Origin of the sequence: Lysobacter sp. OAE881 (assembly GCF_040546665.1) — a bacterium.
Classification (GTDB): domain Bacteria; phylum Pseudomonadota; class Gammaproteobacteria; order Xanthomonadales; family Xanthomonadaceae; genus Lysobacter_J; species Lysobacter_J soli.
In genome coordinates, this window is sequence record NZ_JBEPOG010000001.1 from 2,045,107 (window position 1) to 2,070,609 (window position 25,503).

The 25,503-nt window shown below is 67.1% G+C and carries 23 protein-coding genes and 2 tRNA genes; 11 read left to right on the plus strand and 14 right to left on the minus strand.

Going from position 1 to position 25,503, the window contains the following annotated elements; all coding sequences use genetic code 11:
- Window positions 1-24: 24 nt before the first annotated feature.
- The 3 genes from prpF to acnD all read right to left on the minus strand — a co-directional run bounded on the left by prpF (window position 25) and on the right by acnD (window position 4,481).
- Window positions 25-1,212, minus strand: a complete 1,188-nt coding sequence (gene prpF, locus ABIE51_RS09485; RefSeq protein WP_192630521.1) for a 2-methylaconitate cis-trans isomerase PrpF — start codon at window positions 1,210-1,212, stop codon at window positions 25-27.
- 146 nt (window positions 1,213-1,358) lie between these two features.
- Complete coding sequence (locus tag ABIE51_RS09490) at window positions 1,359-1,808, minus strand: SRPBCC family protein (protein ID WP_192630522.1); 450 nt, start codon at window positions 1,806-1,808, stop codon at window positions 1,359-1,361.
- A 60-nt stretch (window positions 1,809-1,868) separates the two neighbouring features.
- On the minus strand, window positions 1,869-4,481 hold the full coding sequence (gene acnD, locus ABIE51_RS09495) for a Fe/S-dependent 2-methylisocitrate dehydratase AcnD (RefSeq protein ID WP_192630523.1): 2,613 nt from the start codon (window positions 4,479-4,481) through the stop codon (window positions 1,869-1,871).
- A gap of 205 nt (window positions 4,482-4,686) precedes the next feature.
- Here acnD and tadA point away from each other — a divergent pair, with 205 nt between their 5' ends.
- On the plus strand, window positions 4,687-5,205 hold the full coding sequence (tadA, locus tag ABIE51_RS09500) for a tRNA adenosine(34) deaminase TadA (RefSeq protein WP_192631659.1): 519 nt from the start codon (window positions 4,687-4,689) through the stop codon (window positions 5,203-5,205).
- Between the two features lie 15 nt (window positions 5,206-5,220).
- Here the strand turns inward: tadA and ABIE51_RS09505 are convergent, their stop codons facing one another.
- The gene (locus ABIE51_RS09505; RefSeq protein ID WP_192630524.1) at window positions 5,221-5,703 is read right to left on the minus strand and encodes a DUF2721 domain-containing protein; all 483 of its coding nucleotides are present in this window, start codon (window positions 5,701-5,703) and stop codon (window positions 5,221-5,223) included.
- Between the two features lie 86 nt (window positions 5,704-5,789).
- On the opposite strand from ABIE51_RS09505, the gene orn reads away from it, so the two are divergent.
- The gene (gene orn, locus ABIE51_RS09510; protein ID WP_192630525.1) at window positions 5,790-6,365 is read left to right on the plus strand and encodes an oligoribonuclease; all 576 of its coding nucleotides are present in this window, start codon (window positions 5,790-5,792) and stop codon (window positions 6,363-6,365) included.
- 3 nt (window positions 6,366-6,368) lie between these two features.
- Here orn and ABIE51_RS09515 read toward each other — a convergent pair whose 3' ends face one another.
- Window positions 6,369-7,415 carry a mechanosensitive ion channel family protein gene (locus ABIE51_RS09515; protein WP_192630526.1) on the minus strand — a complete coding sequence of 349 codons (1,047 nt, stop codon included), beginning with the start codon at window positions 7,413-7,415 and terminating at the stop codon, window positions 6,369-6,371.
- 89 nt (window positions 7,416-7,504) lie between these two features.
- Complete coding sequence (gene ppsA, locus ABIE51_RS09520) at window positions 7,505-9,889, minus strand: phosphoenolpyruvate synthase (protein ID WP_192630527.1); 2,385 nt, start codon at window positions 9,887-9,889, stop codon at window positions 7,505-7,507.
- Between ppsA and ABIE51_RS09525 the strand changes: the two genes are divergently transcribed.
- From ABIE51_RS09525 to ABIE51_RS09545, 5 genes are all read left to right on the plus strand, one after another.
- The gene (locus tag ABIE51_RS09525) at window positions 9,876-10,055 is read left to right on the plus strand and encodes a hypothetical protein (RefSeq protein ID WP_147298530.1); all 180 of its coding nucleotides are present in this window, start codon (window positions 9,876-9,878) and stop codon (window positions 10,053-10,055) included. The two genes, ppsA and ABIE51_RS09525, sit on opposite strands and share 14 nt — an antisense overlap.
- Before the next feature lie 23 nt (window positions 10,056-10,078).
- Complete coding sequence (gene ppsR, locus ABIE51_RS09530) at window positions 10,079-10,900, plus strand: posphoenolpyruvate synthetase regulatory kinase/phosphorylase PpsR (protein ID WP_115840477.1); 822 nt, start codon at window positions 10,079-10,081, stop codon at window positions 10,898-10,900.
- 136 nt (window positions 10,901-11,036) lie between these two features.
- On the plus strand, window positions 11,037-11,549 hold the full coding sequence (locus ABIE51_RS09535; RefSeq protein WP_115840990.1) for a DUF1249 domain-containing protein: 513 nt from the start codon (window positions 11,037-11,039) through the stop codon (window positions 11,547-11,549).
- A gap of 48 nt (window positions 11,550-11,597) precedes the next feature.
- Window positions 11,598-11,673, plus strand: a tRNA-Ala gene (locus ABIE51_RS09540).
- 33 nt (window positions 11,674-11,706) lie between these two features.
- Window positions 11,707-11,782, plus strand: a tRNA-Glu gene (locus tag ABIE51_RS09545).
- A gap of 224 nt (window positions 11,783-12,006) precedes the next feature.
- Here the strand turns inward: ABIE51_RS09545 and cueR are convergent.
- The 5 genes from cueR to ABIE51_RS09570 form a co-directional block, all read right to left on the minus strand.
- Window positions 12,007-12,546 carry a Cu(I)-responsive transcriptional regulator gene (gene cueR / locus ABIE51_RS09550; protein WP_192630528.1) on the minus strand — a complete coding sequence of 180 codons (540 nt, stop codon included), beginning with the start codon at window positions 12,544-12,546 and terminating at the stop codon, window positions 12,007-12,009.
- A 17-nt stretch (window positions 12,547-12,563) separates the two neighbouring features.
- Complete coding sequence (locus ABIE51_RS09555; RefSeq protein WP_192630529.1) at window positions 12,564-14,987, minus strand: heavy metal translocating P-type ATPase; 2,424 nt, start codon at window positions 14,985-14,987, stop codon at window positions 12,564-12,566.
- A gap of 127 nt (window positions 14,988-15,114) precedes the next feature.
- Window positions 15,115-16,035 carry a copper resistance protein B gene (locus tag ABIE51_RS09560; protein ID WP_192630530.1) on the minus strand — a complete coding sequence of 307 codons (921 nt, stop codon included), beginning with the start codon at window positions 16,033-16,035 and terminating at the stop codon, window positions 15,115-15,117.
- Window positions 16,032-17,864, minus strand: coding sequence for a copper resistance system multicopper oxidase (locus ABIE51_RS09565; RefSeq protein WP_192630531.1), 1,833 nt, complete (start codon window positions 17,862-17,864; stop codon window positions 16,032-16,034). The genes ABIE51_RS09560 and ABIE51_RS09565 overlap by 4 nt, the downstream gene beginning before the upstream one ends.
- Before the next feature lie 97 nt (window positions 17,865-17,961).
- Entirely contained in the window at window positions 17,962-18,366 is a 405-nt protein-coding gene (locus ABIE51_RS09570) for a CopL family metal-binding regulatory protein (RefSeq protein WP_192630532.1), read from the minus strand.
- Window positions 18,367-18,527: 161 nt separating this feature from the next.
- Between ABIE51_RS09570 and ABIE51_RS09575 the strand changes: the two genes are divergently transcribed.
- On the plus strand, window positions 18,528-19,169 hold the full coding sequence (locus ABIE51_RS09575) for a response regulator (RefSeq protein WP_115840473.1): 642 nt from the start codon (window positions 18,528-18,530) through the stop codon (window positions 19,167-19,169).
- A 68-nt stretch (window positions 19,170-19,237) separates the two neighbouring features.
- Here the strand turns inward: ABIE51_RS09575 and ABIE51_RS09580 are convergent, their stop codons facing one another.
- Window positions 19,238-19,858: a DUF892 family protein gene (locus ABIE51_RS09580; RefSeq protein ID WP_157030016.1), complete on the minus strand. Its 621-nt coding sequence runs from the start codon at window positions 19,856-19,858 to the stop codon at window positions 19,238-19,240.
- A gap of 336 nt (window positions 19,859-20,194) precedes the next feature.
- On the opposite strand from ABIE51_RS09580, the gene ABIE51_RS09585 reads away from it, so the two are divergent.
- A complete protein-coding gene (locus tag ABIE51_RS09585) occupies window positions 20,195-20,428 on the plus strand; it encodes a hypothetical protein (protein ID WP_192630533.1) in 234 nt (77 codons plus the stop codon).
- A 44-nt stretch (window positions 20,429-20,472) separates the two neighbouring features.
- On the plus strand, window positions 20,473-21,153 hold the full coding sequence (locus ABIE51_RS09590) for a DUF4142 domain-containing protein (RefSeq protein ID WP_192630534.1): 681 nt from the start codon (window positions 20,473-20,475) through the stop codon (window positions 21,151-21,153).
- A 68-nt stretch (window positions 21,154-21,221) separates the two neighbouring features.
- Here the strand turns inward: ABIE51_RS09590 and ABIE51_RS09595 are convergent, their stop codons facing one another.
- Window positions 21,222-22,205 (minus strand): magnesium transporter CorA family protein, encoded by a 984-nt coding sequence (locus ABIE51_RS09595; protein ID WP_192630535.1) that lies wholly within the window; start codon window positions 22,203-22,205, stop codon window positions 21,222-21,224.
- Between the two features lie 85 nt (window positions 22,206-22,290).
- A complete protein-coding gene (locus ABIE51_RS09600; protein ID WP_192630536.1) occupies window positions 22,291-22,545 on the minus strand; it encodes a hypothetical protein in 255 nt (84 codons plus the stop codon).
- Between the two features lie 346 nt (window positions 22,546-22,891).
- On the opposite strand from ABIE51_RS09600, the gene ABIE51_RS09605 reads away from it, so the two are divergent.
- On the plus strand, window positions 22,892-25,324 hold the full coding sequence (locus ABIE51_RS09605) for a catalase (protein WP_192630537.1): 2,433 nt from the start codon (window positions 22,892-22,894) through the stop codon (window positions 25,322-25,324).
- Window positions 25,325-25,503 lie beyond the last annotated feature (179 nt).

The window sequence follows — 25,503 nt, forward strand, 5'->3', positions numbered from 1 at the left end:
TTTCTTATCCGCATTGGCGCGACGTCAGAACGAATCGCCCGGAACCCGCACCGCGCCTTCCATCAGCACGCGCGCGCTGCGGCTCATGATCGCCTTGGTCACGGTCCACTGGCCGTCCACGAGTCGGGCCTGTGCGCCCACGCGCAGCGTGCCGGATGGATGTCCGAAACGCACCGCCTCGCGTTCGCCGCCGCCCGCGGCGAGGTTAACCAGCGTGCCTGGAATCGACGCCGCAGTGCCGATCGCCACCGCCGCCGTGCCCATCATCGCGTGATGCAGCTTGCCCATCGACAATGCGCGGACGTGCAGGTCGATGTCAGCGGCCGGGATGTGCTTGCCGCTGGAGGCGGTGTAGTCCTGCGCCGGCGCGACGAAGGCGACCTTCGGCGTGTGCTGGCGCGTGGCCGCCTGCTCGATGCGTTCGATCAGCCCCATGCGCACCGCGCCGTGCGCACGGATGGTCTCGAACATCGCCAGCGTCTTCGGGTTGTCGTTGATGGCCGGCTGCAGCTCGGTGCCGGTGAAGCCCAGGTCCGACGCATCGAGGAAGATCGTCGGGATGCCCGCATTGATCAGCGTCGCCTTGAACGTACCCACTCCGGGGACCTCAAGCTCGTCGACGAGCTTGCCGGTCGGGAACATCGCGCCGCCGCTTTCGCCGTCGTCGGACGGATCGAGGAACTCCAGCTCGATCTCGGCTGCCGGGAAGGTCACGCCGTCCAGCTCGAAATCGCCGGTTTCCTGCACTTCGCCGTTGGTGACCGGCACGTGCGCGACGATGGTCTTGCCGATGTTCGCCTGCCAGATGCGCACCGTGACGACGCCGTCGCGCGGAATGCGCGCCGGATCGATGAAGCCGTTGGCGATGGCGAAGGGCCCGACCGCCGAGCTGAGGTTGCCGCAGTTGCCGCTCCAGTCGACGAAGGCGGTGTCGATCGACACCTGGCCGTAGAGGTAATCGACGTCGTGCCCGGGCTGGGACGACGTCGAGATGATCACGCACTTGCTCGTGCTCGACGTCGCGCCGCCCATGCCGTCGGTGTGCTTGCCGTAGGGATCGGGCGAGCCGATCACGCGCATCAGCAGCGCATCGCGCGCCGGGCCGGGCACGCGCGCTCGCTCGGGCAGGTCGTCGAGGCGGAAGAACACCCCCTTGCTGGTGCCGCCGCGCATGTAGGTGGCGGGGATGCGGATCTGGGGGGCGTGGGTCATGGCGTGTTCGTCTTTTCGTGTTTGTTGTCGTCATCCCCGCGCAGGCGGGGATCCAACTCTCCGACGTGTCACGCTCGTCGGAGAGCTTGATTGGTGGACGGCTGGATCCCCGCCTTCGCGGGGATGACAGCGTAGAGCGGTGCCGCTCACGCCCCGTCCGGAATCTCGGGCTCCACCAGCTTCGCCAGCATCTCCAGCGATTCCTGCCAGCCGAGGTAGCAGAACTCCACCGGGATCGCGTCCGGGATGCCTTTCTGCACGATGCTCACTTCGGTGCCGCACACGACGGTCTTCAGCGTCACGTCGACTTCCATCGTGCCGGGCATGTCGGGGTTTTCGAACTGGTCGTCGTAGCGCAGCTTCTCGCCGGGGACCATTTCGCGGTACGTGCCGCCGAAGGAGTGGCTGCCGCCGGTGCCGAAGTTGGTGAACGACATGCGGTAGCTGCCGCCCACGCGCGCGTCCATCGCATGGACTTCGCCGGTGAAGCCGTGCGGCGGGAGCCACTTCACCATCGCCGCCGGCGTGATGAAGGCGCGGTAGATGCGTTCGGCAGGCGCGCGGATCACGCGGTGCAGGGTGACGGTTCCGGGCATTTCGCTACTCCTTGCGTGGTGGAAGAGGTGCGTGTTGCGAAAGGGGAACCGGCGCGGCGATCAGGCCGCGCGTGCCGAGGATTCCAGGAAGTCCTGCGCGAAGCGCTGCAGCACGCCGCCGGCCTCGTAGATCGACACTTCCTCGTCGCTGTCGAGGCGGCAGGTGACCGGCACTTCCACGCGCTCGCCATCGCGGCGATGGATGACCAGCGTGAGGTCTGCGCGCGGCTTGCGCTCGCCGGTGACGTCGAAGGTCTCGGTGCCGTCGATGCGCAGCACGGTGCGGTTGAAGCCCGGCTTGAACTCCAGCGGCAGCACGCCCATGCCGATCAGGTTGGTGCGATGGATGCGCTCGAAACCCTCTGCGACGATGGCTTCGACGCCCGCCAGGCGCACGCCCTTGGCCGCCCAGTCGCGCGAGGAACCCTGCCCGTAATCGGCGCCGGCGATGATGATCAGCGGCTGACGGCGCTCCATGTAAGTCTCGATCGCTTCCCACATGCGCACGACCTGGCCGTCCGGCTCGATGCGCGCCAGCGATCCCTTCTTCACTTCGCCATTGACGACGGCCATTTCGTTCACGAGCGTCGGGTTGGCGAACGTCGCGCGCTGCGCGGTGAGGTGGTCGCCGCGATGCGTCGCGTACGAATTGAAGTCCTCTTCCGGCAGGCCCATCTTGTGCAGGTATTCGCCGGCCGCGCTGTTCATCAGGATCGCGTTGGACGGTGACAGATGGTCGGTCGTGATGTTGTCGCCGAGCACGGCGAGCGGACGCAGGCCGCGCAGCGTGCGCTCGCCGGCCAGCGCGCCTTCCCAGTACGGCGGACGACGGATGTAGGTGCTCTGCGGGCGCCAGTCGTACAGCGGGCTCACGCGTTCGCCGTGTTCGACGCGGATGTTGAACATCGGCTCGTACACGCGGCGGAACTGCTCGGGCTTCACGCTCTGCGCGACGATGGCGTCGATTTCCTCGTCGCTCGGCCAGATGTCCTTCAGCGTGACCGGCTTGCCGTCGGCGTCCAGGCCCAGCGCGTCGCGTTCGATGTCGAACCGCACCGTGCCGGCGATGGCGTAGGCGACCACCAGCGGCGGCGAGGCGAGGAAGGCCTGCTTCGCGTACGGATGGATGCGGCCGTCGAAGTTGCGGTTGCCCGACAGCACGGCCGTCGCATACAGGTCACGATCGATGATTTCCTGCTGGATCGCAGGATCCAGCGCTCCCGACATGCCGTTGCACGTCGTGCAGGCGAAGGCGACGATGCCGAAGCCCAGCTTCTCCAGTTCCGGCAGCAGCTTCGCGTCTTCCAGGTACAGCTGCACGGCCTTGGAACCCGGGGCAAGCGAAGTCTTCACCCACGGCTTGCGCGTCAGCCCGCGCGCGTTCGCATTGCGCGCCAGCAGCGCGGCGGCGATGACGTTGCGCGGGTTGCTGGTGTTCGTGCAGCTGGTGATGGCGGCGATGATCACCGCGCCATCGGGCATCAGGCCTTGCGCTTCCTGCGCGAGCGCCGCGTCGAGGTTCACCGCAATGCCGCGCTCGGCCAGGTCCGACGTCGGCAGGCGCTTGTGCGGATTCGACGGGCCGGCCATGTTGCGCACGACGCTCGACAGATCGAACGTCAGCGTGCGCTCGTACTGCGCGTGCGCGAGATCGTCGGCCCACAGGCCTGCGGTCTTCGCATAGGTTTCCACCAGCTTCACCTGCGCGTCGTCGCGGCCGGTGAGTCGCAGGTACTCCAGCGCCTGGTTGTCGATGAAGAACATCGCCGCGGTCGCGCCGTACTCGGGCGCCATGTTCGAAATCGTCGCGCGATCGCCGAGCGTCAGGCTCGATGCGCCTTCGCCACGGAACTCCAGGTACGCGCCGACGACCTTTTCCTTGCGCAGGAATTCGGTCAGCGCGAGCACGATGTCGGTGGCGGTGATCCCCGGCTGGCGCTTGCCGGTGAGTTCGACGCCGATGATGTCCGGCAGGCGCATCCACGACGCGCGGCCGAGCATCACGTTCTCCGCTTCCAGCCCGCCCACGCCGATCGCGATGACGCCCAGCGCATCCACATGCGGCGTGTGGCTGTCGGTGCCGACGCAGGTGTCGGGGAAGGCCACGCCGCCCTGCGACTGGATGACCGGGGACATCTTCTCCAGATTGATCTGGTGCATGATCCCGTTGCCCGGCGGGATCACGTCGACGTTCTCGAACGCGCGCTTGGTCCACTCGATGAAGTGGAAGCGGTCTTCGTTGCGGCGGTCCTCGATGGCGCGGTTCTTCGCGAAGGCATCGGGGTCGTAACCGCCGCATTCGACGGCGAGCGAATGGTCGACGATCAGCTGCACCGGCACGACCGGGTTCACCTTCGCCGGATCGCCGCCCTGGTCGGCGATGGCGTCGCGCAGGCCGGCCAGGTCCACCAGCGCGGTCTGGCCGAGGATGTCGTGGCACACCACGCGCGCCGGGAACCAGGGGAAGTCGAGGTCGCGGCGGCGTTCGATGAGCTGCTTCAGCGACGCGACCAGCGTGGTCGGATCGCAGCGACGCACCAGGTTCTCGGCCAGCACGCGCGAGGTGTAGGGCAGTCCCGCCCAGGCGCCGGGCTGGATGGCTTCGACCGCTTCGCGCGCGTCGAAATACTCCAGCGACGTGCCGGGAAGCGGTTTGCGGTGTTGGGAGTTCATGGGCGTGGAATTCATGGACGAAGCGCGGTCCTGGAGTGGCGGGCGGCCGTGGCGCGGGGCCGTCGGTGGCTGGCTGTCCGCGCAGGCGCGGGGAACGCCAATTTTAGCGGTTTCAGGCGCGTGAAGGCTGATCGAATACGGCATGACGTGCCCGAAATCCCGATGCGACGTGGCACGGCCGCGCGGCCTCGGGCATCCTGTCGCGATGGTTCAGGAAACGACGAACGCGCAGCCCGTGGACGACACGGACGTGCGCTGGATGCGCCACGCGATGGCGCTGGCCGAACGCGCGCAGCGCGAGGACGACGAGATCCCGGTCGGCGCGGTGCTGGTGTCCGCCGACGGGCAGGTGCTGGGCGAGGGCTGGAATCGCAACATCACGCTGCGCGACCCCACCGCGCACGCCGAAATCGTGGCGATGCGCGAGGCTGGCCAGCGTCTTGGCAACCACCGGCTGCTCGGTTCGACGCTTTACGTGACGCTGGAGCCGTGCGCGATGTGCGCGATGGCGATGGTGCATGCGCGTGTCGCCCGCGTCGTGTACGGCGCGAGCGATCCGAAGACGGGCGCCGCAGGCAGCGTCTTCGACCTGCTCGCCGATCCGCGCCACAACCACCGGGTGCAGGTCACCGGCGGCGTGCTGGGCGAAGAATCGGGGGCCAAGCTGACGGCGTATTTCAGGAGCAAGCGGGGCAAGGGCGCGCCTGCGGCGCCGCAGGAGTAGGGCGCTCGCGCAACCTCACTCCTTCACTTCGAGCCTGTCCTTCGCGAGCTGCTCGTTCAATTCGCGATCCAGCATCCGCAGGCCCAGCGTCGCCTCGTAACCCAGGCACACCGACGCGGCGAACATCAGCAGTACGCCGACGACCGCCAGTCCCGTCGGCACCAGGTCGAGCCGGTAGCCGAAGAACGCGTCCACCGCGATGCCCAAACTCGTGCCGACGAACGCGCTGATCGAGGCGTAGAGCATGCGCACCGCCGCGAGCACCAGGTACGAACGACGCCGGTGGGTCGCGATGCGCGCTTCCTGCTCCACGCGCGCCGGGCCTTGCGGGAGGCCGCGGAGGATCTCGATATCCGCGCGCATCCGGTCGACGACACGCGCGAGTCGGTTGTTCGACGAGATCTGCAGGGAACTGGCGGCGGTGAGGAAGAACGCCGGGGTGATCATCGCCGAGACGACGGCGTAGTGCGTGGGATCGATCGCGACGGGCGAGGGCATGTAGCGTTTCCGTTCCGTGAGCGCGGCGCGAAGCCGCGGGGCGGGCTGGCTGTATGATGCGCCGGTCCTCATTCCAGTGCGAGCGCATGGCGGCCGTCCCTTCTCCGAACGACGAACACCTGATCTGGATCGACCTCGAAATGACGGGTCTGGATACCGATCGCGATTCCATCCTGGAGATCGCCACGGTGGTGACCGACAAGCAGCTCAACGTGCTGGCCGAAGGCCCGGAACTGGCGATCTCGCATCCGCTGTCGCGACTGGAAGCGATGGACGAATGGAACCGCAACCAGCACGGCCGTTCGGGCCTGTGGCAACGCGTGCTCGACAGCCGCGTCGACATCGCCCAGGCGGAGCAGCAGACGCTCGAATTCCTGCAGAACTGGGTCCCGGTGGGCAAGTCGCCGATGTGCGGCAACTCAATCTGCCAGGACCGCCGTTTCCTCCATCGCCTGATGCCGCGGCTGGAAAAGCATTTCCACTACCGCAACCTCGACGTCAGCACGATCAAGGAACTCGCGCGCCGCTGGGCGCCCGACGTGCTGGCCGGCGTCAACAAGGACGCCCGCCACACCGCGTTGAGCGACGTGCGCGACTCCATCGCCGAACTGCGCCACTACCGCGGCTTCATGGGTCGCCTCGGCGGCGACGCGCACGAGTAAGCCTCAGCGCTGGTCCGGCTGCGACTGCTGGTCGGGCGAGGGCGACGGGGTCGGCGATTGCTGGTCGGGCGAGGACTGCGTGGTATCGGTAACGCCGGCCGCGCTGGCTGCCGACGATTGGACCGCCTCGAGCACACGTCGCTGCGCACGGATGTCGCGCTGCGCCTGCTGGATGCTGATGCCGGCGTTGTCGAACGCCTTCTTGATGCGCTCGTTGAGGTCGCACTTGGTCGCGAAGTGGTCGGCGTTGCTCACATGGCAACGCACGCCCAGGCGCACCGCGATGTCGGCCAGTTCATACACGACGACGTCGGGCGCAGGCGTGTCGAGGATGCGCTTGTCGGCCTGCATGATGTCCATGATTGCCGCGCGCGCCACGTCGATGTCGTCCTCGTAGCTGATGCCGATGACCAGTTCGATGCGACGGCGCGTGTCGGGCGTGAGGTTGATGATCGGCGCGGTGGTGATCAGGTTGTTCGGGAGCACGATCGTCTGGTTGTCCGCGCCGCGCAGCTGGGTCTGGAAGATGCGGACCATTTCCACCGTGCCGCTGCTGCCGCCGATCTGCACCACGTCGCCCACGCGGAACGGTTTGAGCGTCACCAGCATCACGCCGGAGGCGACGTTCGACAGCGAATCCTTCAGTGCCAGGCCGATCGCCAGGCCCGCGGCGCCCATGATCGCGATGAACGATGTCGGCGCCACCCCGAAGAAGCCCTGCAGGATCGCCAGCAGCAGCACGATCATCAGCGCGATGTAGAGCACGCGGCCGATGAACTGCGACGAGGTCGGTTCGACATGCGCGCGCGTCAAGGCGCGTCCGGCCGCGCGAACCGCCCACTTCGCCAGGTGCATGCCAATGTAGAACACCAGCAGCGCGCCGCCGAGCTTGATGCCGACGTCCATCGCCCAGCCCCAGAACTGCTCGGCAGTCATCAAGTGGAACGGCACGTCGGGGTCGAACTGACGGGTGAGGTTCGACAGCGAATCCTGCACTTCGGCCTGGGTCTTCGGATCGGCGAGCAAAGCAACCTCCTTGCGAACGCGCATGGATGCGCGATGTGCGTGAACGTCTACAAAATACGACGCCCCGCATAAGCGGGGCGTCGATGGCTCATCGCAGGGTACAGCGGGAGCCGTCAGGCTGCAGCCTTCTTCGCCTTGGCTTTTGCCAGTCGAAGCCACGTGTCGACCACGGTGTCGGGATTGAGCGACACCGATTCGATGCCCTGGTCCATCAGCCATTCGGCCAGATCCGGGTGGTCGCTCGGACCCTGGCCGCAGATACCGACGTACTTGCCCTTCGCACGCGCGGACTTGATCGCCAGCGACAGCAGCTTCTTCACCGCCGGATCGCGCTCGTCGAAGAGCTTGGCGACGATGCCGGAGTCTCGGTCCAGGCCCAGCGTGAGCTGCGTCAGGTCGTTGGAGCCGATCGAGAAGCCGTCGAAGATCTCGAGGAATTCGTCGGCGAGCAGCGCGTTGGACGGCACTTCGCACATCATGATGATCTTCAGCCCGTCCTTGCCCTGTTCGAGGCCATTGGAACGCAGCACCTCGACCACCTTGCGGCCTTCCTCCAGCGTGCGGACGAACGGGATCATCACCCAGCAGTTGGTCAGGCCCATCTGCTCGCGCACCTTCAGCACCGCGCGGCATTCCAGCGCGAACGCCTCGGTGAAGCTCGGATCGACGTAACGGCTGGCGCCGCGGAAGCCGATCATCGGGTTCTCTTCATGCGGCTCGTAGCGCGAGCCGCCGATGAGGTTGGCGTACTCGTTGGACTTGAAGTCCGACAGGCGCACGATCACCGGATACGGCGCGAACGACGCGGTGATCGTCGCGATGCCTTCGGCCAGGCGGTCCACGTAGAAATCGACCGGGCTGGCGTAGCCGGCCATCTTCTCGTCGATCTTCTTCTTCGTCGCGGCATCCTGCTGGTCGTACTCCAGCAGCGCCTTGGGGTGCACGCCGATGTGGCTGGCGATGATCATTTCCAGGCGTGCCAGGCCCACGCCCGCGTGCGGCAGCATCGCGAAGTCGAACGCGCGCTCGGGGTTGGCGACGTTCATCATCACCTTGAGCGGCGCCTCGGGCATCTTGTCGAGGTCGGCCACGTGGCGCTCGAAGGGCAGGGTGCCGGCGTAGATGAAACCGGTATCGCCTTCGGCGCAGCTGACGGTGACTTCCTGGCCGTCCTGGATCGTGTCCAGCGCGTTGCCCGTGCCGACGACCGCGGGTACGCCGAGTTCGCGCGCGATGATCGCCGCGTGGCAGGTGCGGCCGCCGCGGTTGGTGACGATCGCGGCGGAGCGCTTCATCACCGGCTCCCAGTCGGGATCTGTCATGTCGGCCACGAGCACGTCGCCCGGCTGTACGCGGTTCATGTCGGCCAGCGAGCGCACGACGCGCGCGACGCCGGTGCCGATCTTCTGGCCGATGGCGCGGCCCTCGCATACGACTTCGCCGCGCTGGGTGAGCTGGTAGCGCTCGATCTGCGTGGCGTGGCCGCGCGACTTCACCGTCTCCGGACGCGCCTGCACGATGAAGAGCTTGCCGCTCACGCCGTCCTTCGCCCATTCGATGTCCATCGGACGGCCGTAGTGCTTCTCGATCGTCAGCGCCTGGCGCGCGAGTTCGTGCACGTCCTCGTCGCTGATGGAGAACGTGTTGCGAAGATCGGCCGGCGTTTCCTCGGTGCGCACGCGCTCGCCGGGCGTGTCGGAATACACCATGCGCAGCTGCTTGGCACCCATGCCGCGGCGCAGGATGGCCTGCTTGCCCTGCAGCAGCGTCGGCTTGTAGACGTAGAACTCGTCCGGGTTCACCGCGCCCTGCACGACCATCTCGCCCAGGCCATAGCTGGAGGTGATGAAGACGACGTCGCGGAAACCCGATTCGGTGTCAAGCGTGAACAGCACGCCGGAGGAGCCGACGTTCGAGCGCACCATCAGCTGCACGCCGGCCGAGAGGAAAACGTCCTCGTGCTTGAAGCCGTGGTGCACGCGGTAGGCGATCGCCCGGTCGTTGTAGAGCGAAGCGAAGACTTCCTTGACCTTGTGCACGACGTCGTCTGCACCGGTCACGTTGAGGAAGGTCTCCTGCTGGCCAGCGAACGACGCGTCGGGCAGGTCTTCGGCGGTGGCGGAGGAACGAACGGCAACGGCGACGTCGCCGCCGCCGTTTTCGTCGCACAACTGCTTGTAGGCCTTGCGGATGTCGGCATCCAGCTCCGGCTGCAGCGGGGCGTCGATCACCCAGCCGCGGATCTCGGCGCCCGCGGCGGTAAGCGCGTTGACATCTTCGACGTCGAGCGTCGCCAGCTTGTCGTAGATGCGCTGGTGCAGGTCGTTATGCGCGATGAAGTCCTTGAAGGCTTCGGCGGTGGTCGCGTAGCCGCCGGGGACCGACACGCCAAGGTTCGCGAGGTTGCCGATCATCTCGCCGAGCGAGGAATTCTTGCCGCCGACGCGGGCCAGATCGGTGAGGCGCAGCGCGTGCAGCCAGAGGATGTTCTCGTTCAAGCGGGCGATCTCCAGGCAGTTACAGCAGGCAAGGACAGCAAGCGATTCGAAGGAATGGCGGAACAAGGCCGGCGCGCCCAGGCGCGTGACGCGCAGCGATCCGGATATGATCGCCCGGGCGCCGGGGGCAGACAAGCTTGATTCATCGGCGTTTTTTGTATTGTGAACGCCCAGTTCAGGAGAAAACCGATGGCCGGCGTGCGTCCCGTCTTCTACGTATCCGATGGTACCGGTATCACCGCCGAGACCATCGGCCACAGTCTGCTGACCCAGTTCACCCAGACGCGCTTCGTGACCGACCGCATCCCGTTCGTCGACAGCGTCGAGCGCGCGCGTGAAGTGGGCGAGAAGATCCGCGTCGCCGCCGAGTCGTACGGTGTTCGCCCGGTGGTGATCAACTCGTGCATGGACGTCGATGTCAGCCACGCACTGGCCGAAAGCGGCGCGCTGATGCTCGACGTCTTCGCGCCCTTCATCGAACCGCTGGAACGAGAGCTGGAACAGACGCGCGAACGCCGCATCGGCCAGGCGCACGGCATGGTGGATTTCGACACCTACCACCGGCGCATCAACGCGATGAATTTCGCGCTGACGCACGACGACGGGCAGGCCATCAACTACGACGACGCGGACCTTGTGCTGGTCGCGGTTTCACGCGCGGGCAAGACGCCGACCTGCGTGTACCTCGCGCTGCATTACGGCGTGCGCGCGGCGAACTACCCGCTGACCGAGGAAGACCTGGAACACGACCGCCTGCCGCCGCGCCTGCGGCCGTATCGCAACAAGCTCTTCGGTTTGACGATCGATCCCGTCCGGCTGCAGCAGATCCGCCAGGAGCGCCGGCCGAACTCGCGCTACGCCCAGCTGGAAACCTGCAAGCGGGAAGTGGCGGCGGCCGAGGCGATGTTCCGTGCGGAGCGGATTTCGACCCTGAGCACGACCAATACCTCGATCGAGGAGATCTCGAGCAAGGTCCTGACCACGCTTGGGATCCATCGCGAGATGTTCTGAACGGCGCCGTAGCGGGAAAACCCCGGAAAACGCGCTCGCGAGGAATCCTTACCGTATGCCTGCCACCGGCGTGCGTCAACGCTGCCGCGGGGAGGTTGTGCCGTGTAGCATCGACTCCATATCGATGCCCATGCCCATGTCTCTCGCGACCCGCAAAGCACGCATTCCCCGCCTCAGCCGCTTCGGCTGGCTCATGGGGCTGTATGCCGAAAACCATGTCCGCTTCGCGCGCCTGTTTCCGTCGGAGGCGCTGGCGGTCGGCACATACCACTCCAGCGTCGGCGACGGACTGGACCTGCAGCTGGACGTGATCGAACGCCATCCGTACACGACGGAGCTGCGTCTGACGTACGCGATGCGCGATCCGGTCACCGGGGAGCAGGATCCCTCGGCATATCTGCGGCTGTACCACGATGCGCGGCAGTTGGAAGTCACCAACTGCTACGTCGGCCGTCGCTGGCAGGACGTCATCGGGATGTATCCGCCGGCGGCGGAAGTGCTCGACCACCGCACGCGGATGAACACGTTTCTCGGAAAGTGGCTCGAGTATCTAGCGGAGCGGGGACATGGTGTGGCAACATTGCGCCCCGTTGACGCCGGTACCAGCACCGGCGGACGCGACGAAAAAAATCTGGCAGCGAACGCTTGACGACATCGCTGAACGCCCGCTAGAATTTTCGTCTTTCCAGCAGCACGTGGGGCCATAGCTCAGCTGGGAGAGCGCCTGCATGGCATGCAGGAGGTCGCCGGTTCGATCCCGGCTGGCTCCACCATCTCTTCGGAGATGATGCTGAAAAACCAGTTTTGTCCCCATCGTCTAGAGGCCTAGGACATTACCCTTTCACGGTAGCGACCGGGGTTCGAATCCCCGTGGGGACGCCAAATAGTGAAACGCAGCAGGGCTCCGGAAACGGGGCCCTGCTGCGTTGTGGGCGGTCTGGTTTTCCGTATCGCGATTCGTGCGTCGGGATTCGCGGTTCGGGATTTGGGACGAGACGAGACGAGCCGGAGTTCGATCAGCCCAGACCACCGTCGTCATCCCCGCGAAAGCGGGGATCCAGCGCCTTCCTGCGCTCCGTAATGCCTGCAGATACTCCGATTCGGGATTAACGCCCACCCACGCGACGCAGCTGGTTCCCCGCTTCGAACGAAAGCGGCGCATCGTCCGGTTCGTGTCGCGATGGCAAATGCGCATCGCGTGCGTCGGTCGTCTTCGCCAGATCCTCCAGGATCGGACAGTCCGGTCGGTCGTCGCCGTGGCAGCGGCGCGCAAGATCCTGCAGCGTCCGCTGCATGGCCTGCATCTCGGCGATCTTCGTCGCCAGTTCGTCCACGTGCGATTCCGCCAGACGCTTCACTTCGGCGCTCGCGCGGGAGCGGTCGTCCCAGAGCCCCAGCAGTGCCTCGATCTGCTTGATCGAGAACCCCAGTCCGCGCGCGCGACGGATGAAGCCCAGCCGATGCAGGTCGGCATCGTTGTAGAGGCGATACCCGGCGAAGGTGCGATTGGGCGGCGGGATCAGGCCGATGCTTTCGTAGTGCCAGATCATCTTCGCGCTGACGCCGCTGTGCCGCGCGGCTTCGCCGATGTTGTGCAGGCCCTGCTGGCGTGCGTCGGCGAGTTCGGGTCGTGGCATCCGGGGCATGGTCGGCTCCTTGCGATTCAATCGTGCGAGTTCAAAGGGCGATGCGGGCGCCAGCGGCGCAGCAGCAGGGCGTTGGTGACGACGCCGACGGACGAAAACGCCATCGCAGCGCCGGCGATCACCGGGTCGAGCAGTCCGAACGCCGCCAGGGGGATGCCGACGACGTTGTAGATGAAGGCCCAGAAGAGGTTCTGATGGATCTTTCGCGTGGTCCGGCGCGAGATCCCGATGGCGTCGGCGACCAGCGCCGGTTCCGCGCGCATCAGCGTCACGCCGGCAGCGTGCATCGCGACGTCGGTGCCGCTGCCCATCGCGATGCCGACGTCGGCCGCGGCCAGTGCGGGCGCGTCGTTGATGCCGTCGCCGACCATCGCCACCACGCCGTTGCCGCGCAGCCGTTCGATCGTCGCCGCCTTTTCTTCGGGCAGCACGTTGGCGCGCACGTCTTCGATGCCGAGCTGCGCGGCGATCGCACGCGCGGCGCCTTCCTGGTCGCCCGAGATCATCACCGTGCGCAGGCCCAGTGCGTGCAGTCGTGCAATGGCATCGCGCGCACCCGGTCGCGGTGTGTCGCGGAAGGCGAGCAGGCCGAGCAGGCGTGCGGATTGTTTGCGTTCTGCGACCGCGACCCACGACACCGTGTGCCCGCTGGCAAGCAGCGTTTCGGCGCGCGCGGACAGCAGCTCAAGATCGACGGCGGCCTCGCGCATCATCCGCTCGCTGCCGATGAGCACGTCGTGGGTGCCGATTGTTCCGCGCACGCCGCGTCCCGGTACCGCGCGGATGTCGCTCGCGACGAGCAACGGCGCCTCGCCCGCGGCTTGCATCACGGCCGCCGAGAGCGGGTGTTCGCTGCCGCGCTGCACCGCGGCGGCGTGCGCGAGCAGCGACGACGTGTCGCCATCAAGCGCGATCGCTTCGACGAGCGTCGGCTTGCCCTGCGTCAGCGTTCCGGTCTTGTCGAAGGCAACGATGGCGATGCGCTGCGCCGTTTCGAGCGCCTGCGCGTCCTTGATCAGGATGCCGGCGCGCGCGGCGACGCCGGTTCCGGCCATGATGGCCGTGGGCGTCGCGAGCCCGAGCGCGCAAGGGCAGGCGATCACGAGCACCGCGACGGCGTTGAGCAGCGCGCCGCTCCAGTCGCCGGTCGTCAGTCCCCAACCCAGCAGCGTGATGAAGGCGATGGCGATCACCACCGGTACGAACACCGCACTGACGCGATCGACGATGCGCTGGATCGGCGCCTTCTTCGCCTGCGCGTCCTCGACGAGTCGGATGATGCGCGCCAGCGCGCTTTCCGCGCCGATGGCCGTGGTTTCGACCACCACGCGGCCTTCGCCGTTGACCGCGCCGCCGGTGACGCGATCGCCTTCCGAACGCGCGACCGGCAACGACTCGCCCGTCAGCATGGATTCGTCGGCGTGCGTGCGTCCTTCCACGATGCGACCGTCGACGGGAATGCGTTCGCCGGGCCGCACGACGACCTCGTCGCCGACGCGGACCTGCGCGAGCGGCATGTCGGTTTCCAGGCCATCGCGACGGACCCGCGCGGTGGCCGGACGCAGCGCCTGCAAGGCGCGGATCGCGGCCGTCGTCTGGCGGCGCGCGCGCGTTTCCAGCCACTTTCCGAGCAGCACGAGGGCGATCACGACCGCGGACGCTTCGAAATACAGCAGTGCGTGGTGGCCGCCGGCGATCAGGTGCCACACGCTCAATCCGTAGCCGGCGCTCGTGCCGAGCGCGACCAGCAGGTCCATGTTGCCGCTGCGCGCCTTCAGCGCGCCCCAGCCGGCGCGATAGAAGCGCGCGCCCAGCCAGAACTGCACCGGCGTGGCGAGCGCGAACTGCACCCAGCCCGGCAGCGCCAGGTGTGCGCCGAACGGCATCGCGAGCATCGGCAGCGCCAGCGGCAGCGAGAACGCGAGCGCGAGCCAGAGGTGGCGGCGTTCGCGCGCATCTGCCTTGTCCGCTTCGGCGTCACGCGACTCGGTGGACGTCACGTCAGCGATGTCGCCATACGGCGAACTCGCGCGATAGCCCGCGGTCGCGACGGCGGCGATCAGATCGTCGGCCGAAACATCCGGCAACGCGCGCACCTGGGCGCGTTCGGTCGCGAGATTGACGCTGGCGTTGATCACGCCCGGCACCGCGCGCAAGGCCTTCTCGACGCGGCTCGCGCACGAGGCGCAGGTCATGCCGTCGATCGCCAAGTCGAGCGTGCGCTCGGGAACGCGATATCCGCTGCGCGAGACGGCATCGGCGAGGACGGTCGCGCCGACCTTGCCGTCGGTGGCGACGTTGGCGGTCGCCGTCGCGAGGTTCACCTCGGCGCGAAAGACGCCTGGAACGGCGGCGAGCGCGCGTTCGATGCGGCCCGCGCACGAGGCGCAGGTCATCCCGGCGATCGGCAGGCGCAGGTCGGCGGTGGCGGCGGTATTCATGCGGACTCCATTCGACGATTCGATGGAGGCAGCGTGGGCCTTCCCATGGTGGGAAGGTCAACGCACCGCCGCCCGCCGCACCGGGTGCGGGGCAGGGCGAGGCGGCGGTGCGTCGTGTCGCGCATGGTCAGAACCAGAGCCGCACGCCGGCGACGAGGTGCGTGTCCTCGACCGCCTCGCCATCATCGCGACGGTGATCGGCCGTTCCGCCGTACGCACGTTCCCACGCGACGCCGATGTAGGGCGCGAACCGTCGCGTGAACTCGTAGCGAAGGCGCAATCCGGCTTCGACCGTGGAGAGGCCGGAGCCGATGCCACGCGTCGGATCGTCCTTGCCGAACGCTTCCACTTCCACGCGCGGCTGCAGGATCAGGCGGTTCGTCAGCAGCACCTCGTATTCGGCCTCGACGGTCGCTGCCGTCGCGCCGCTTTCGCCGAGGTAGGCCGTCGCGCTCACTTCGAACTTGTACGGCGCCAGTCCCTGCACGCCGAACGCGGCCCAGTCGCGCGAGCGCCCCGGTTTGAAGTCGTGCTTCAGGCCGGCGACGACGTCCCACCACGGCGTGACGCTGCGGCCGTAGAGCACTTCGAGGTCGGCGGCTTCGGTGTGGCCGCGTTCGCGTTCGCCCTCGCTGCGAAGCAACAGGCGGTTGAGGTCGGAACCGATCCACGCCTGCGCTTCCCACGCTTCGCCGCGACCGTGGTCCAGGTCGACCGCTTCCAGCCGATCGAAGATCACGAAGCTGTTGCGCTCCGGCGCGTGGTGCATGCCGTGTGCGAGGTCGGGGAACGCCGCGGCGCGGTCGGCGTCGGTGAGAGTCGGTATCGGCTCGACGGGCGCATCCCGCGTCGGCGTGCCGTGGCCCATCGCGGCGTGATCCACCGCGCCTTGCTGATGCGCGGCGTGGTCCATCGACGCGTGATCGTGCGTGGACGTCGCCTTCGGTTCGGAGGACGGCGGCGCATGGTGGTGCGAATGGTCCTGCGCCCACGCGGGCGCGAGCGCCAGCGACAGCGCGCAGGCGAGCAGGGAACGGACGCCGGTCATGCGCGTTCCTCCACACGCACTTCGCGCATCATCCCGGCTTCCATGTGGTAGAGCAGGTGGCAGTGGTACGCCCAGCGGCCGAGCGCGTCGGCACGCACGCGATAGCTGCGCTTCGTGCCCGGCGGCATGTCGACGGTGTGCTTGCGCAGGTGGAACTCGCCGGTCTCGTCCTCGACGTCGCTCCACATGCCGTGCAGGTGGATCGGGTGCGTCATCATCGTGTCGTTGACCAGCACGATACGCATGCGCTCGCCGTAGTTCAGGCGGAGCGGTTCGGCGTCCATGAACTTCAGGCCGTCGAACGACCAGGCGAACTTCTCCATGTGCCCGGTGAGGTGCAGCTCGACGGTTCGCGAGGGCTCGCGTCCATCCGGATCGTCGAACAGGCTGCGCATCGCGCCGTAGGTGAGCACGGTGCGGCCGTTTTCGCGCAGGCCGATGCCGGGGTCGTCGAGCTTCGGCGTCGGCGACATCGTCTGCATGTCGATGAGCGGATTGCCGCGCTCGCTTGCCGGATGCGACTGCATGCCGCCGCCGTGGTCCATGCCGGCCATGTCGTGGCCCATGTTGGCGCCGCAACCGCCTTCCATGCCCTTCATGCCCATGTTAGCGCCGCAGCCGCCTTCCATGCCTTTGGCGCCGGGCTTCATACCGGAGTGCCCCATGCCGGCGTGGTCCATCGCGCCGTGACCCATGTCGTCCATCGTCAGGATCGGACGCGGGTCCTGCGCGGGCAGCGGCGCTACCAGCCCGTGGCGCACCGCCAGCGTGCCGCGTGCGTAACCGGTGCGGCCCATGTCCTGGGCGAAGATCGCGTAGGCGTCCTGCCCGGAGGGTTCGACGATCACGTCGAAAGTTTCGGCCACCGCGATGCGGAATTCATCGACCGTCACCGGATGGATGTACTGGCCGTCCGCGGCGACGACGGTCATCTTCAGCCCGGGAATGCGCACGTCGAAATAGGTCATGGCCGAGCCGTTGATGAAGCGCAGCAGCACCTTCTCGCCACTGCGGAACAGGCCGGTCCAGTTGCCCGACGGCGCGGTGCCGTTGAGCAGGTAGGTGTAGGTGTTCGCGTTGATGTCGGACAGGTCGGTGGGCGTCATGCGCATGCGCCCCCACTGGCCGCGGTCGCGCAGCGTGGCCGACAGCCCGTCGCGCGAGACGTCGTCGAAGAAGTCGCCGACGGTGCGTTTATGGAAGTTGTCGTAGCCGGCCATCTTCTTCATGCGCCGGAACAGCGCGGCCGGTTCCAGGTCGGTCCAGTCCGACAGCAGCACGACGTGTTCGCGATCGAACGCATACGGCGCCGGTTCGCGCGGGTCGATGACGATCGCGCCGTAAAGGCCGGCCTGTTCCTGGAAAAGCGAATGGCTGTGGTACCAGTACGTGCCGGACTGGCGGATGTCGAAGCGGTAGGTGAAGGTTTCGCCCGGACCGATGCCGTCGAAACTCAGGCCCGGCACGCCGTCCATGTTGGCGGGCAACACCAGGCCGTGCCAGTGGATCGAGCTCTGCACGGGCAGGCGGTTGGCCACGCGCAACGTGACGGTGTCGCCTTCGCGCCAGCGCAGGATCGGCGCCGGCAGCGAGCCGTTGACGGTGACCGCAGGACGCGTGCGGCCGGTGAAGTTGACCGGCGAGGCGTCGATCGACAGGTCGAACTGCGTGCCGGTGAGCATGTTGGGGGAATGCGCCGGTGCGGCGACGGCCGTACCCGGCAGATGCCACAGGCCCGCGCCCGTGGCGACGCCACCAGCCGCCAGGCCGGTGACGAAACGTCGTCGCGACGGCGAAGCCGCGCGACGGCGAAAAACATCGGATGTCATGGACTGCTCCGTGCAGATCATCGGGATGCGGCGCGATGGCGGTCAGGGCGACCGCTCGCGCACGCGTCGGGATCGGCGCGCCAGGGCGCGCCCGGAGTCAGGCGATGGGAGGTCGGAGCAGGTTGGGCAGCGGAGGCGCGATGCGGTTCACGACGCGCGGTTGCGCGATGTCCGCACCCGCGGGCGCATCGGCGGGAACGGCGACCACGGACATGGCCGCCGTGGCGTGCTGGAGGCAATCGCAGTTGCACTGCGAGGACTGGCAGCACGCAGGAACGCCCGGATCGGACGCATCGGCCATCTGCGCGTCGTGCGAATGCGCCATCCCGGCGACCGTTTCGACCGGCGCGGCCTCGTGGCACGGCGGGTTGTTGGCGGCTTCGTACGCCGCGACCGCCATTGCCGCATGCGTCATGTTCATCTGCGTGGCCGCCACGGCGTAGCCCGTCCCGTTCAGGACGAGCATCAGGCACAGGAGCAGGCGGAACGCGATGCGACGCATGGAAACAGTCTAGCCTGATTGGTGAAATGCGGGATCACGATGCCTGAACGGGCGGGTATATACTCCGGCCGGATGCGAGGGCCGGCAGCGGCCGCCACCGGACAACGCCCGCGCGGCGGCCGGAAGTGAAGCTCCGTTGCGATCGAAGCTGAGGTGCCCGCTTGGTTTTCCATATCGTTCTCGCCGATGACCACCCGATCGTGTCCAGTGGCGTGCGTGCGCTGCTGGAACAGAGTCCGGGTTTTCGCGTCGTCGCCGAGGCGACCTCGCCCGACGAACTGCTGCGCGTGCTGGACGGCACCGCCTGCCAGTTGCTGGTCACCGACTTCAACATGCCGGGCGAGCAGGCCGCCGACGGCCTCAGCCTGCTGCAGCTGATCGGGCGTCGCTGGCCCGAGCTCGGCATCGTGGTGCTGACGCAGCTGGCCAACCCCGGCGTGCTCAACAACATTGCGCGCCTGGGCAACGTGCGCGGCGTGGTGAGCAAATCGGATGCGATGAAGGAACTGCCGACGGCGGTGACCGCCGCGACGGCCGGACGCAGCTATCTCAGTGCGACGGTGCGCAAGCAGATCGATTCGGTGCAGGGCGAAAGTCCCGATTCGACGACGGCGCTGTCCAAGCGCGAGGCCGAAGTGATGCGTCTGTTCGCCTTGGGCCACACGGTGTCGGAGATCGCACGCCAGCTCAACCGCAGCGTAAAGACCGTCAGCAGCCAGAAGGTCGAGGCGATGCGCAAGCTTGGGGTGAAAAGCGACCTGGAGTTCTACGCCTACGCGCGCGAGCACGGCCTCGGGGCATGAGCCCGCTTACGCGCACATGAAAAAACGGCCGGATGTTCCGGCCGTTTTTCGTTGCGCGATGGGTGGACTCAATGCCGCTTCAGCATCTCGTCGCGGGCCTGCTCGGCACGTGCGGCACCGATGGCGGTCTCGACCTGCTTGACCTCTTCCGGCGGCGGCAGCACGGCCGGGAACCCGAGCGACTGGATCCACAGCTCACGTGCCCAACCCTTGGTGTGGTAGAGGTGATGGTCCTCGTCCTTCTCGACCGCCTGATAGGCCTGTTTCAGCGCGTCCGCGTATTCGGCCTTCGCCTTCAGCGCGACTTGGCCGATGAGCTCCCAGTTCGAGTGGTCCTTCGTTTCGGCGAGCACCACGCATTCGGCGGCGACGATTTCGGCGGCGGCAGGCTCGGCGTTCTCGATCGCCATCTCGATGGCCGCCACCAGCGACTGACCCTGATGCGCGACGACCATGCGGCCCGGGCTCTGCTCTTCGGTGTCCATGCCCAGCTGCTGGAACACGCGCGTGAGGATTTCCTCGTGCGTCCGCGTTTCTTCCAGGTATTCCTGGAATTCCTTCTTGAGGTCCTCGTTCTGTGCGGCCTTGATCGCCGCGGTGTAGACCTGGATGCCGCCACGTTCGGTCTCCAGTGCCTGCAGCAGCAGTTCGTGGACCTGGGCCTGATCGAAGTTCGACGTACGTGCCATTGGACGGATTCCTGTCGTTGAAAGCGTCCGTCCCTTATAGGAATCGCCGCAGCCAGATTTCGTGAAGAATCGTGCAGCGCATCGTTGGAACGTGCGCTGCGTTCGTGTGTGCCGCGCGCATCGAATTCAGTCTTCTTCAGTCGCGATTGGCACACGTGAAGCCCGCGTGCATGCCGTGAACAGGCGAATTGCTGCGCGCGCCCGGAAGGTTTTTCGCGCCGATGCGCCGTCGAGGCCGGCACGGCGGCTTGCCGCCATGGCATGACACTTGCGGTGACATGGATACAAGCAGCGCGGGCCACGCGTTGCGTTGCGAGGCATCGCGGGAGGACAGCCATGGCCGTCACTCGAATGGTCAGCTACGAGCAGCTGGTCGCCGTCATCGGCGAAGGTGCGCGCGAAATCTACGGCGCCGACTGGACGACGGCCGAACGTGCCGCGTCGGTGCTGTGGAAATCGTACGAGCAGGCCACGGGACTGTCGTGGGAAGAGGTCGAGCCCGACGTGCGCGCTGCGTGGGAGCGCGCCAGCCTGTTCCCGCGCATCGACGGGTCGCTCCGCCTGCATTGATCGCCTCGCTCCCACCTTCTAACAACCACCGACAGGAAATCGACATGAACCATGCATTGAAGCTCTCTATCGCGATCTCGATCGCCATGCTGGCGCTGGCCGGCTGCAAGCGCGACGAGAACGACGCCAATCCGGATTCGACCGCGCTTTCGGGCCCGCAGGCGAACGCGCCCGATCCGACCGAAAAGCCCGCCGACACCACCGGCACCACGGGCGACGCCACCAGCGCGGTGGCGAACGATCCGGCCGCCCCCGCTGCCGGCGCCCCGGCCGCGGGCGCGCTGACGCAGGCCGACGCAGTGGGCCTGGTCGGCGCTGTCGACAAGCATGAAGTCGCCGCCGCCGAACAGGCCAAGAGCAAGAAGGTGACGGGCGAGGTGGCCCAATACGCCGACATGCTGCATCGCGAGCATTCGAAGAACCTCGAAGCCGGCAAGAGGCTCAATCCGAACGAGAGCAGCCCCGAAGTGACGGCCATGGAGCAGAAGGGCCGCTCGGATCTGTCGACGCTCGACCAGAAGTCCGGCAAGGAGTACGAGAAGGCCTATATAGATGCGATGGTGAAGGGCCATCAGGACGCGCTGACGCTCATCGACACGCGCCTGCTGCCGGCCGCCACCGACGACAACGTCCGCGCGTTCCTCACCGCCTCGCGCGAACACGTCGCGATGCACCTGGAGCGCGGCCGGGCACTGCAGGGCAAGCTCGGCGGCGCTGCGCAATAACGGTCGTCGACAACGGCCCTCACTCGCGAGCGGGAACGGTGCCATGCCGTTCCCGCTTCTTCATGGACTCACAGCCACTTTCGCCACCAGGCGAATGCGAATCCCGCCAGCGCCATGCCGGTCATCAGCGCCACGGCGACGACGAAACCGATCAGGCCCGTCTTGAAGAAGGGCGCTTCGAAGTTCATCCCCAGCACGCCCGCGATCACCGCCAGCCCGCCCATCAAGGCCGTCAGGATGGTCAGCACGCGCATGATCGCGTTGGTGCGCAGTGCCGTCTGGTTGCTGAAGAGTTCGAACGAGCCGATCACCACCTCGCGCGCGTTCTCCACCGCTTCCATGGCGCGCTGGAAGTGCATGTCCACGGTCTGGAAGTGCCGGTTCACTTCGCCGTCGGCGTCTGGCCGGAAGTCCGGACGCGCGATCGCGGCGAACACGCCGCGATGTGCCGACAGCATCCGCCGCAATCGCGACGCCGCCTTGCGCAGGCCGCGCAGGCTGTGCAGGCATTCGCCATGGCGATCGTCGAGGATGTCCGTCTCCAGGCGCTCGTCGGCGCTTTCGAAATCGGCCACCGCCTCGAAATAGGAATTGACGTGCCAGTCCAGCAGCGACGCGGTGAAGCTGTCCGCGCCGAGCATGCCCAGGCCGGAATCGTGCGATTCGCGCTCGCGCAGCTTCGTCAGGAAGCCCACCGGCTCCTTGTGCGACGTGATCACGAAATTGCGACCGGCCAGGATCGCCAGGACCGTCCCGTTATAGGTGAGCTCGCCATCGTTGCGCACCGCGACGACGCGCACGAAGAACCAGCCGTTGCGCACGCGCAGTTCGGGCATCGCGCTGCGGTCGAGGAACCAGGCCGCGACCTCATCGTCGATCCCGAGGCGCCCGAGCACATCGGTAATGGTCGGCTCGCTGCCGCCTTCCAGATCGATCCACAGCAGCTGGTCTTCGGTCAGATCGTCCAGGCTTGCCTCGCCCAGTTCGATCGTGTGGACGTTTCCGCTGCTCTCGAAACGACGGATATCCAGCGTGCCGGCGGGTTCCTGCATGGCGGTAACGGAAGTGACGACGCCATGAATCTGCTTCCCGCGACGTCGCTCCGGCGTGACAGCGCCGCGGCCGACCAGCCTGCATTCAGCGTGGCGAGCAGGCGGGGTCGTCGATTTCGTGCGCGCGGCGGTCGATCACGCCGTGGGTGCGGTGGCGCATGCCGGCCCGGCTCTGGTCGTGGGCTAGGGCGCACACGACTTGTCCCGACGTCATGTTCGATCGCAGCCACCAGGTGCTGCTGATTCCGTTGGGCGCGATCAGGCGGAGTCGGCAACGGCCGTCGGCCGTCGGTGGCTCGGCGTAGATACGCCAGCCCTTCGGCAGATCCCCTTCCTGCATGTGTTTTCCCCTGTGCGGTGTGCGTCTCTCGCGAAGCATCACGCAAACGGCATGCCAGTCCTGTGACGGAGGGCGCGCAGACGCGCAACGCGGCGTCCACGCGCGCGGCGCGGACGACGCAAGCACTTCGCCTGAAGAAAGTTCGGGACACCGTGAAAGAAATGGCGAGCCCATGCGCGTGGCCAGCAGGCTCGACCGCCATGACACCGTCATCGCCAACGTGAACGACGACGGTCCGCGCGTTACGCAATGTCGACTTCCATGACGCCAAGCTGCATGCAGGTCAGGGCGCGTCGTGCGTCTTCCTGCCTGCACACACGTCTGCACATCCACAGGAGTTCGTTACATGGCCAGCCGAAAGACGCCAGCGCCGAAGAAGAAGGCGCCCGCACGCACGTCCGCCACGAAGAAGAGCACCGCTGCACGCTCCGCACGTCGCGCTCCCACCGACAGCGGGCCGGCGCGCATGTCCGGCGAAGGCGCTGAAGATCCCGCCGTACGACAGGGACTGGAGGCGCAGGCGCTCGCCGCGGCCTTCGATCACAACCCGACCAAGGCTGCCGAATACGGCCGCGACAACGCGCTTGCGCCGCCCGAAGGCGCGCATGCGACGCCGACGCCGCTGGCGGGCGCGAGCACGCTTACCGAAGCGCAGACGTCGCCCAAGGCCGGCACGCAGGCCGCGCCCGGAACGAACCCGACCGTGGGCCCGCTCGACCGCGTGCGCGTGGATTCGGGCGGGCAGGTCCTCACGACCAACCAGGGCGTGCCGGTCGCGCAGAACCAGGATTCGCTGAAAGCCGGCCTGCGCGGGCCGGCGCTGCTGAAGGACTTCATCCTCCGCGAGAAGATCACGCACTTCGACCACGAGCGCATTCCCGAGCGCATCGTGCACGCGCGCGGTTCCGCCGCGCACGGCTTCTTCGAGTGCTACCGCTCGCTCCGTCGCATCACGCGCGCGGCGCCATTCCAGGAAGACGGCAAGATCACGCCGGTGTTCGTGCGTTTTTCCACCGTGGCCGGCGAGCGCGGCTCGAAGGACACCGCGCGCGACGTGCGCGGTTTCGCCGTCAAGTTCTATACCGACGAAGGCAACTGGGACCTGGTCGGAAACAACATCCCGGTGTTCTTCATCCAGGACGCGATGAAGTTCCCCGACCTCGTGCATGCGCTCAAGCCCGAGCCGCACCACGCGATGCCGCAGGCCGCGTCCGCGCACGACACGTTCTGGGATTTCGTGTCGCTCATGCCCGAATCCACGCACATGCTGCTGTGGGCGATGAGCGACCGCGCCATCCCGCGCAGCTACCGCATGATGCAGGGCTTCGGCGTGCACACGTTCCGCTTCGTCAACGAGGCCGGCGAATCGCGCCTGGTGAAGTTCCACTGGACGCCGCGGCTGGGCACGCATTCGCTGGCGTGGGACGAAGCGGTGAAGATCTCCGGCGCCGATCCGGACTACCACCGCCGCGATCTGTGGGAAGCGATCGAAGCCGGCGAATTCCCCGAGTACGAACTCGGCGTGCAGGTATTCACCGAGGAGCAGGCGAACAAGTTCAGCTTCGACGTGCTCGACGCCACGAAGATCGTGCCAGAGGAACTGGTGCCGGTGGAACCGATCGGTCGCCTCGTGCTCAACCGCAATCCCGACAACTTCTTCGCCGAGACCGAACAGGTGGCGTTCTGCACCGCGCACGTCGTGCCGGGCATCGACTTCACCAACGATCCGCTGCTCGCCGGGCGCATCCATTCGTATGTCGACACGCAGATCTCGCGACTGGGCGGGCCGAACTTCCACGAGATCCCGATCAACGCGCCCGTGGCGCCGGTGCACAACAACCAGCGCGACGGCATGCATCGTCAGGCGATCCATCGCGGGCGTGTTTCGTACGAGCCCAACAGCCTCGGCGGCGGCTGCCCGTTCCAGGCTGGTTCGGCCGGCTTCGTGTCGTTTCCCGAGCCGATCCGTGCCGACGAACTGCGCGGGCGCCCGGAGAAGTTCGCCGAGCACTACAACCAGGCGACGCTGTTCTACGACAGCCAGAGCGATGCGGAAAAGGCGCACATCATTGGCGCGTTCCGCTTCGAGCTGAGCAAGGTCACCGTGCCGGCGATCCGCGAACGCATGGTGGCGAACCTGATGAATGTATCGCGCGAGCTGGCCACGTCTGTCGCCGCAGGGCTGGGCATGGGCCCGGTGGAAGCGTCGCCGCGTGCGATCGAGCGGGTGCCGCGTCCGGAAGTCCGGCAATCGCCGGCGCTGTCGCTGCTCGCGCGTCCGGGCGACGGCAGCATCCGTTCGCGAAAGATCGCGCTGCTGGTCTGCGATGGCGTGGCCGGCGAATCGCTCGCCGCCGCGCAGCAGGCGCTGTTCGAAGCCGGCGCGGTGCCGCGCCTGGTCGGCCAGCGCATCGGTCCGTTCGTCACCGCAGAAGGCGAAACGCTGCAGGCCGATGCCTCGATGGAGAACGAACCGGCGCCGCTGTTCGACGCGCTCGTGCTGCCCGACGGCGAACGTGCGGTGAAGGCGCTGGCGGTGGACGGTCGCGCCGCGGAGTTCGTGAAGGAGCAGTACCGCCACTGCAAGCCGATCCTGGCGCTGGGTGCGTCCAGTTCGCTGCTGGAAGGCGCGGGCGCGTCGAAGATGTTGCCCGATGGCAGCGAGGATCCGGGCGTGATCGCGGGCGAGGAGGACGACGAGCAGGCCATCGCGTCGTTCATCGAGGCCATCGCGCAGCATCGCCACTGGGTGCGCGAGACGGATCCGCCGATGGTGTGATCCAGATTTCGCTCAACGGCGAGAGACCATCAGATGGAGCCCTTCTCCCGCGTGCGGGAGAAGGTGCCGGCAGGCGGATGAGGGGAGGGGCCGCACTGCGTCGCTCCAGCAGCCCTCACCCCAACCCCTCTCCCGCAAGCGGGAGAGGGGCTATCTCATCGCAGCGGAAGTACCTGCGT

Bases quoted from the DNA above. Each gene is read 5' to 3' on its own strand.
- prpF (WP_192630521.1), bottom strand. From the start codon at position 1,212: ATGACCCACGCCCCCCAGATCCGCATCCCCGCCACCTACATGCGCGGC.
- ABIE51_RS09490 (WP_192630522.1), bottom strand. From the start codon at position 1,808: ATGCCCGGAACCGTCACCCTGCACCGCGTGATCCGCGCGCCTGCCGAA.
- acnD (WP_192630523.1), bottom strand. From the start codon at position 4,481: ATGAACTCCCAACACCGCAAACCGCTTCCCGGCACGTCGCTGGAGTAT.
- tadA (WP_192631659.1), top strand. From the start codon at position 4,687: ATGGTTCAGGAAACGACGAACGCGCAGCCCGTGGACGACACGGACGTG.
- ABIE51_RS09505 (WP_192630524.1), bottom strand. From the start codon at position 5,703: ATGCCCTCGCCCGTCGCGATCGATCCCACGCACTACGCCGTCGTCTCG.
- orn (WP_192630525.1), top strand. From the start codon at position 5,790: ATGGCGGCCGTCCCTTCTCCGAACGACGAACACCTGATCTGGATCGAC.
- ABIE51_RS09515 (WP_192630526.1), bottom strand. From the start codon at position 7,415: ATGCGCGTTCGCAAGGAGGTTGCTTTGCTCGCCGATCCGAAGACCCAG.
- ABIE51_RS09525 (WP_147298530.1), top strand. From the start codon at position 9,876: ATGTTCTCGTTCAAGCGGGCGATCTCCAGGCAGTTACAGCAGGCAAGG.
- ppsR (WP_115840477.1), top strand. From the start codon at position 10,079: ATGGCCGGCGTGCGTCCCGTCTTCTACGTATCCGATGGTACCGGTATC.
- ABIE51_RS09535 (WP_115840990.1), top strand. From the start codon at position 11,037: ATGTCTCTCGCGACCCGCAAAGCACGCATTCCCCGCCTCAGCCGCTTC.
- cueR (WP_192630528.1), bottom strand. From the start codon at position 12,546: ATGCCCCGGATGCCACGACCCGAACTCGCCGACGCACGCCAGCAGGGC.
- ABIE51_RS09555 (WP_192630529.1), bottom strand. From the start codon at position 14,987: ATGAATACCGCCGCCACCGCCGACCTGCGCCTGCCGATCGCCGGGATG.
- ABIE51_RS09560 (WP_192630530.1), bottom strand. From the start codon at position 16,035: ATGACCGGCGTCCGTTCCCTGCTCGCCTGCGCGCTGTCGCTGGCGCTC.
- ABIE51_RS09565 (WP_192630531.1), bottom strand. From the start codon at position 17,864: ATGACATCCGATGTTTTTCGCCGTCGCGCGGCTTCGCCGTCGCGACGA.
- ABIE51_RS09570 (WP_192630532.1), bottom strand. From the start codon at position 18,366: ATGCGTCGCATCGCGTTCCGCCTGCTCCTGTGCCTGATGCTCGTCCTG.
- ABIE51_RS09580 (WP_157030016.1), bottom strand. From the start codon at position 19,858: ATGGCACGTACGTCGAACTTCGATCAGGCCCAGGTCCACGAACTGCTG.
- ABIE51_RS09585 (WP_192630533.1), top strand. From the start codon at position 20,195: ATGGCCGTCACTCGAATGGTCAGCTACGAGCAGCTGGTCGCCGTCATC.
- ABIE51_RS09590 (WP_192630534.1), top strand. From the start codon at position 20,473: ATGAACCATGCATTGAAGCTCTCTATCGCGATCTCGATCGCCATGCTG.
- ABIE51_RS09595 (WP_192630535.1), bottom strand. From the start codon at position 22,205: ATGCAGGAACCCGCCGGCACGCTGGATATCCGTCGTTTCGAGAGCAGC.
- ABIE51_RS09600 (WP_192630536.1), bottom strand. From the start codon at position 22,545: ATGCAGGAAGGGGATCTGCCGAAGGGCTGGCGTATCTACGCCGAGCCA.
- ABIE51_RS09605 (WP_192630537.1), top strand. From the start codon at position 22,892: ATGGCCAGCCGAAAGACGCCAGCGCCGAAGAAGAAGGCGCCCGCACGC.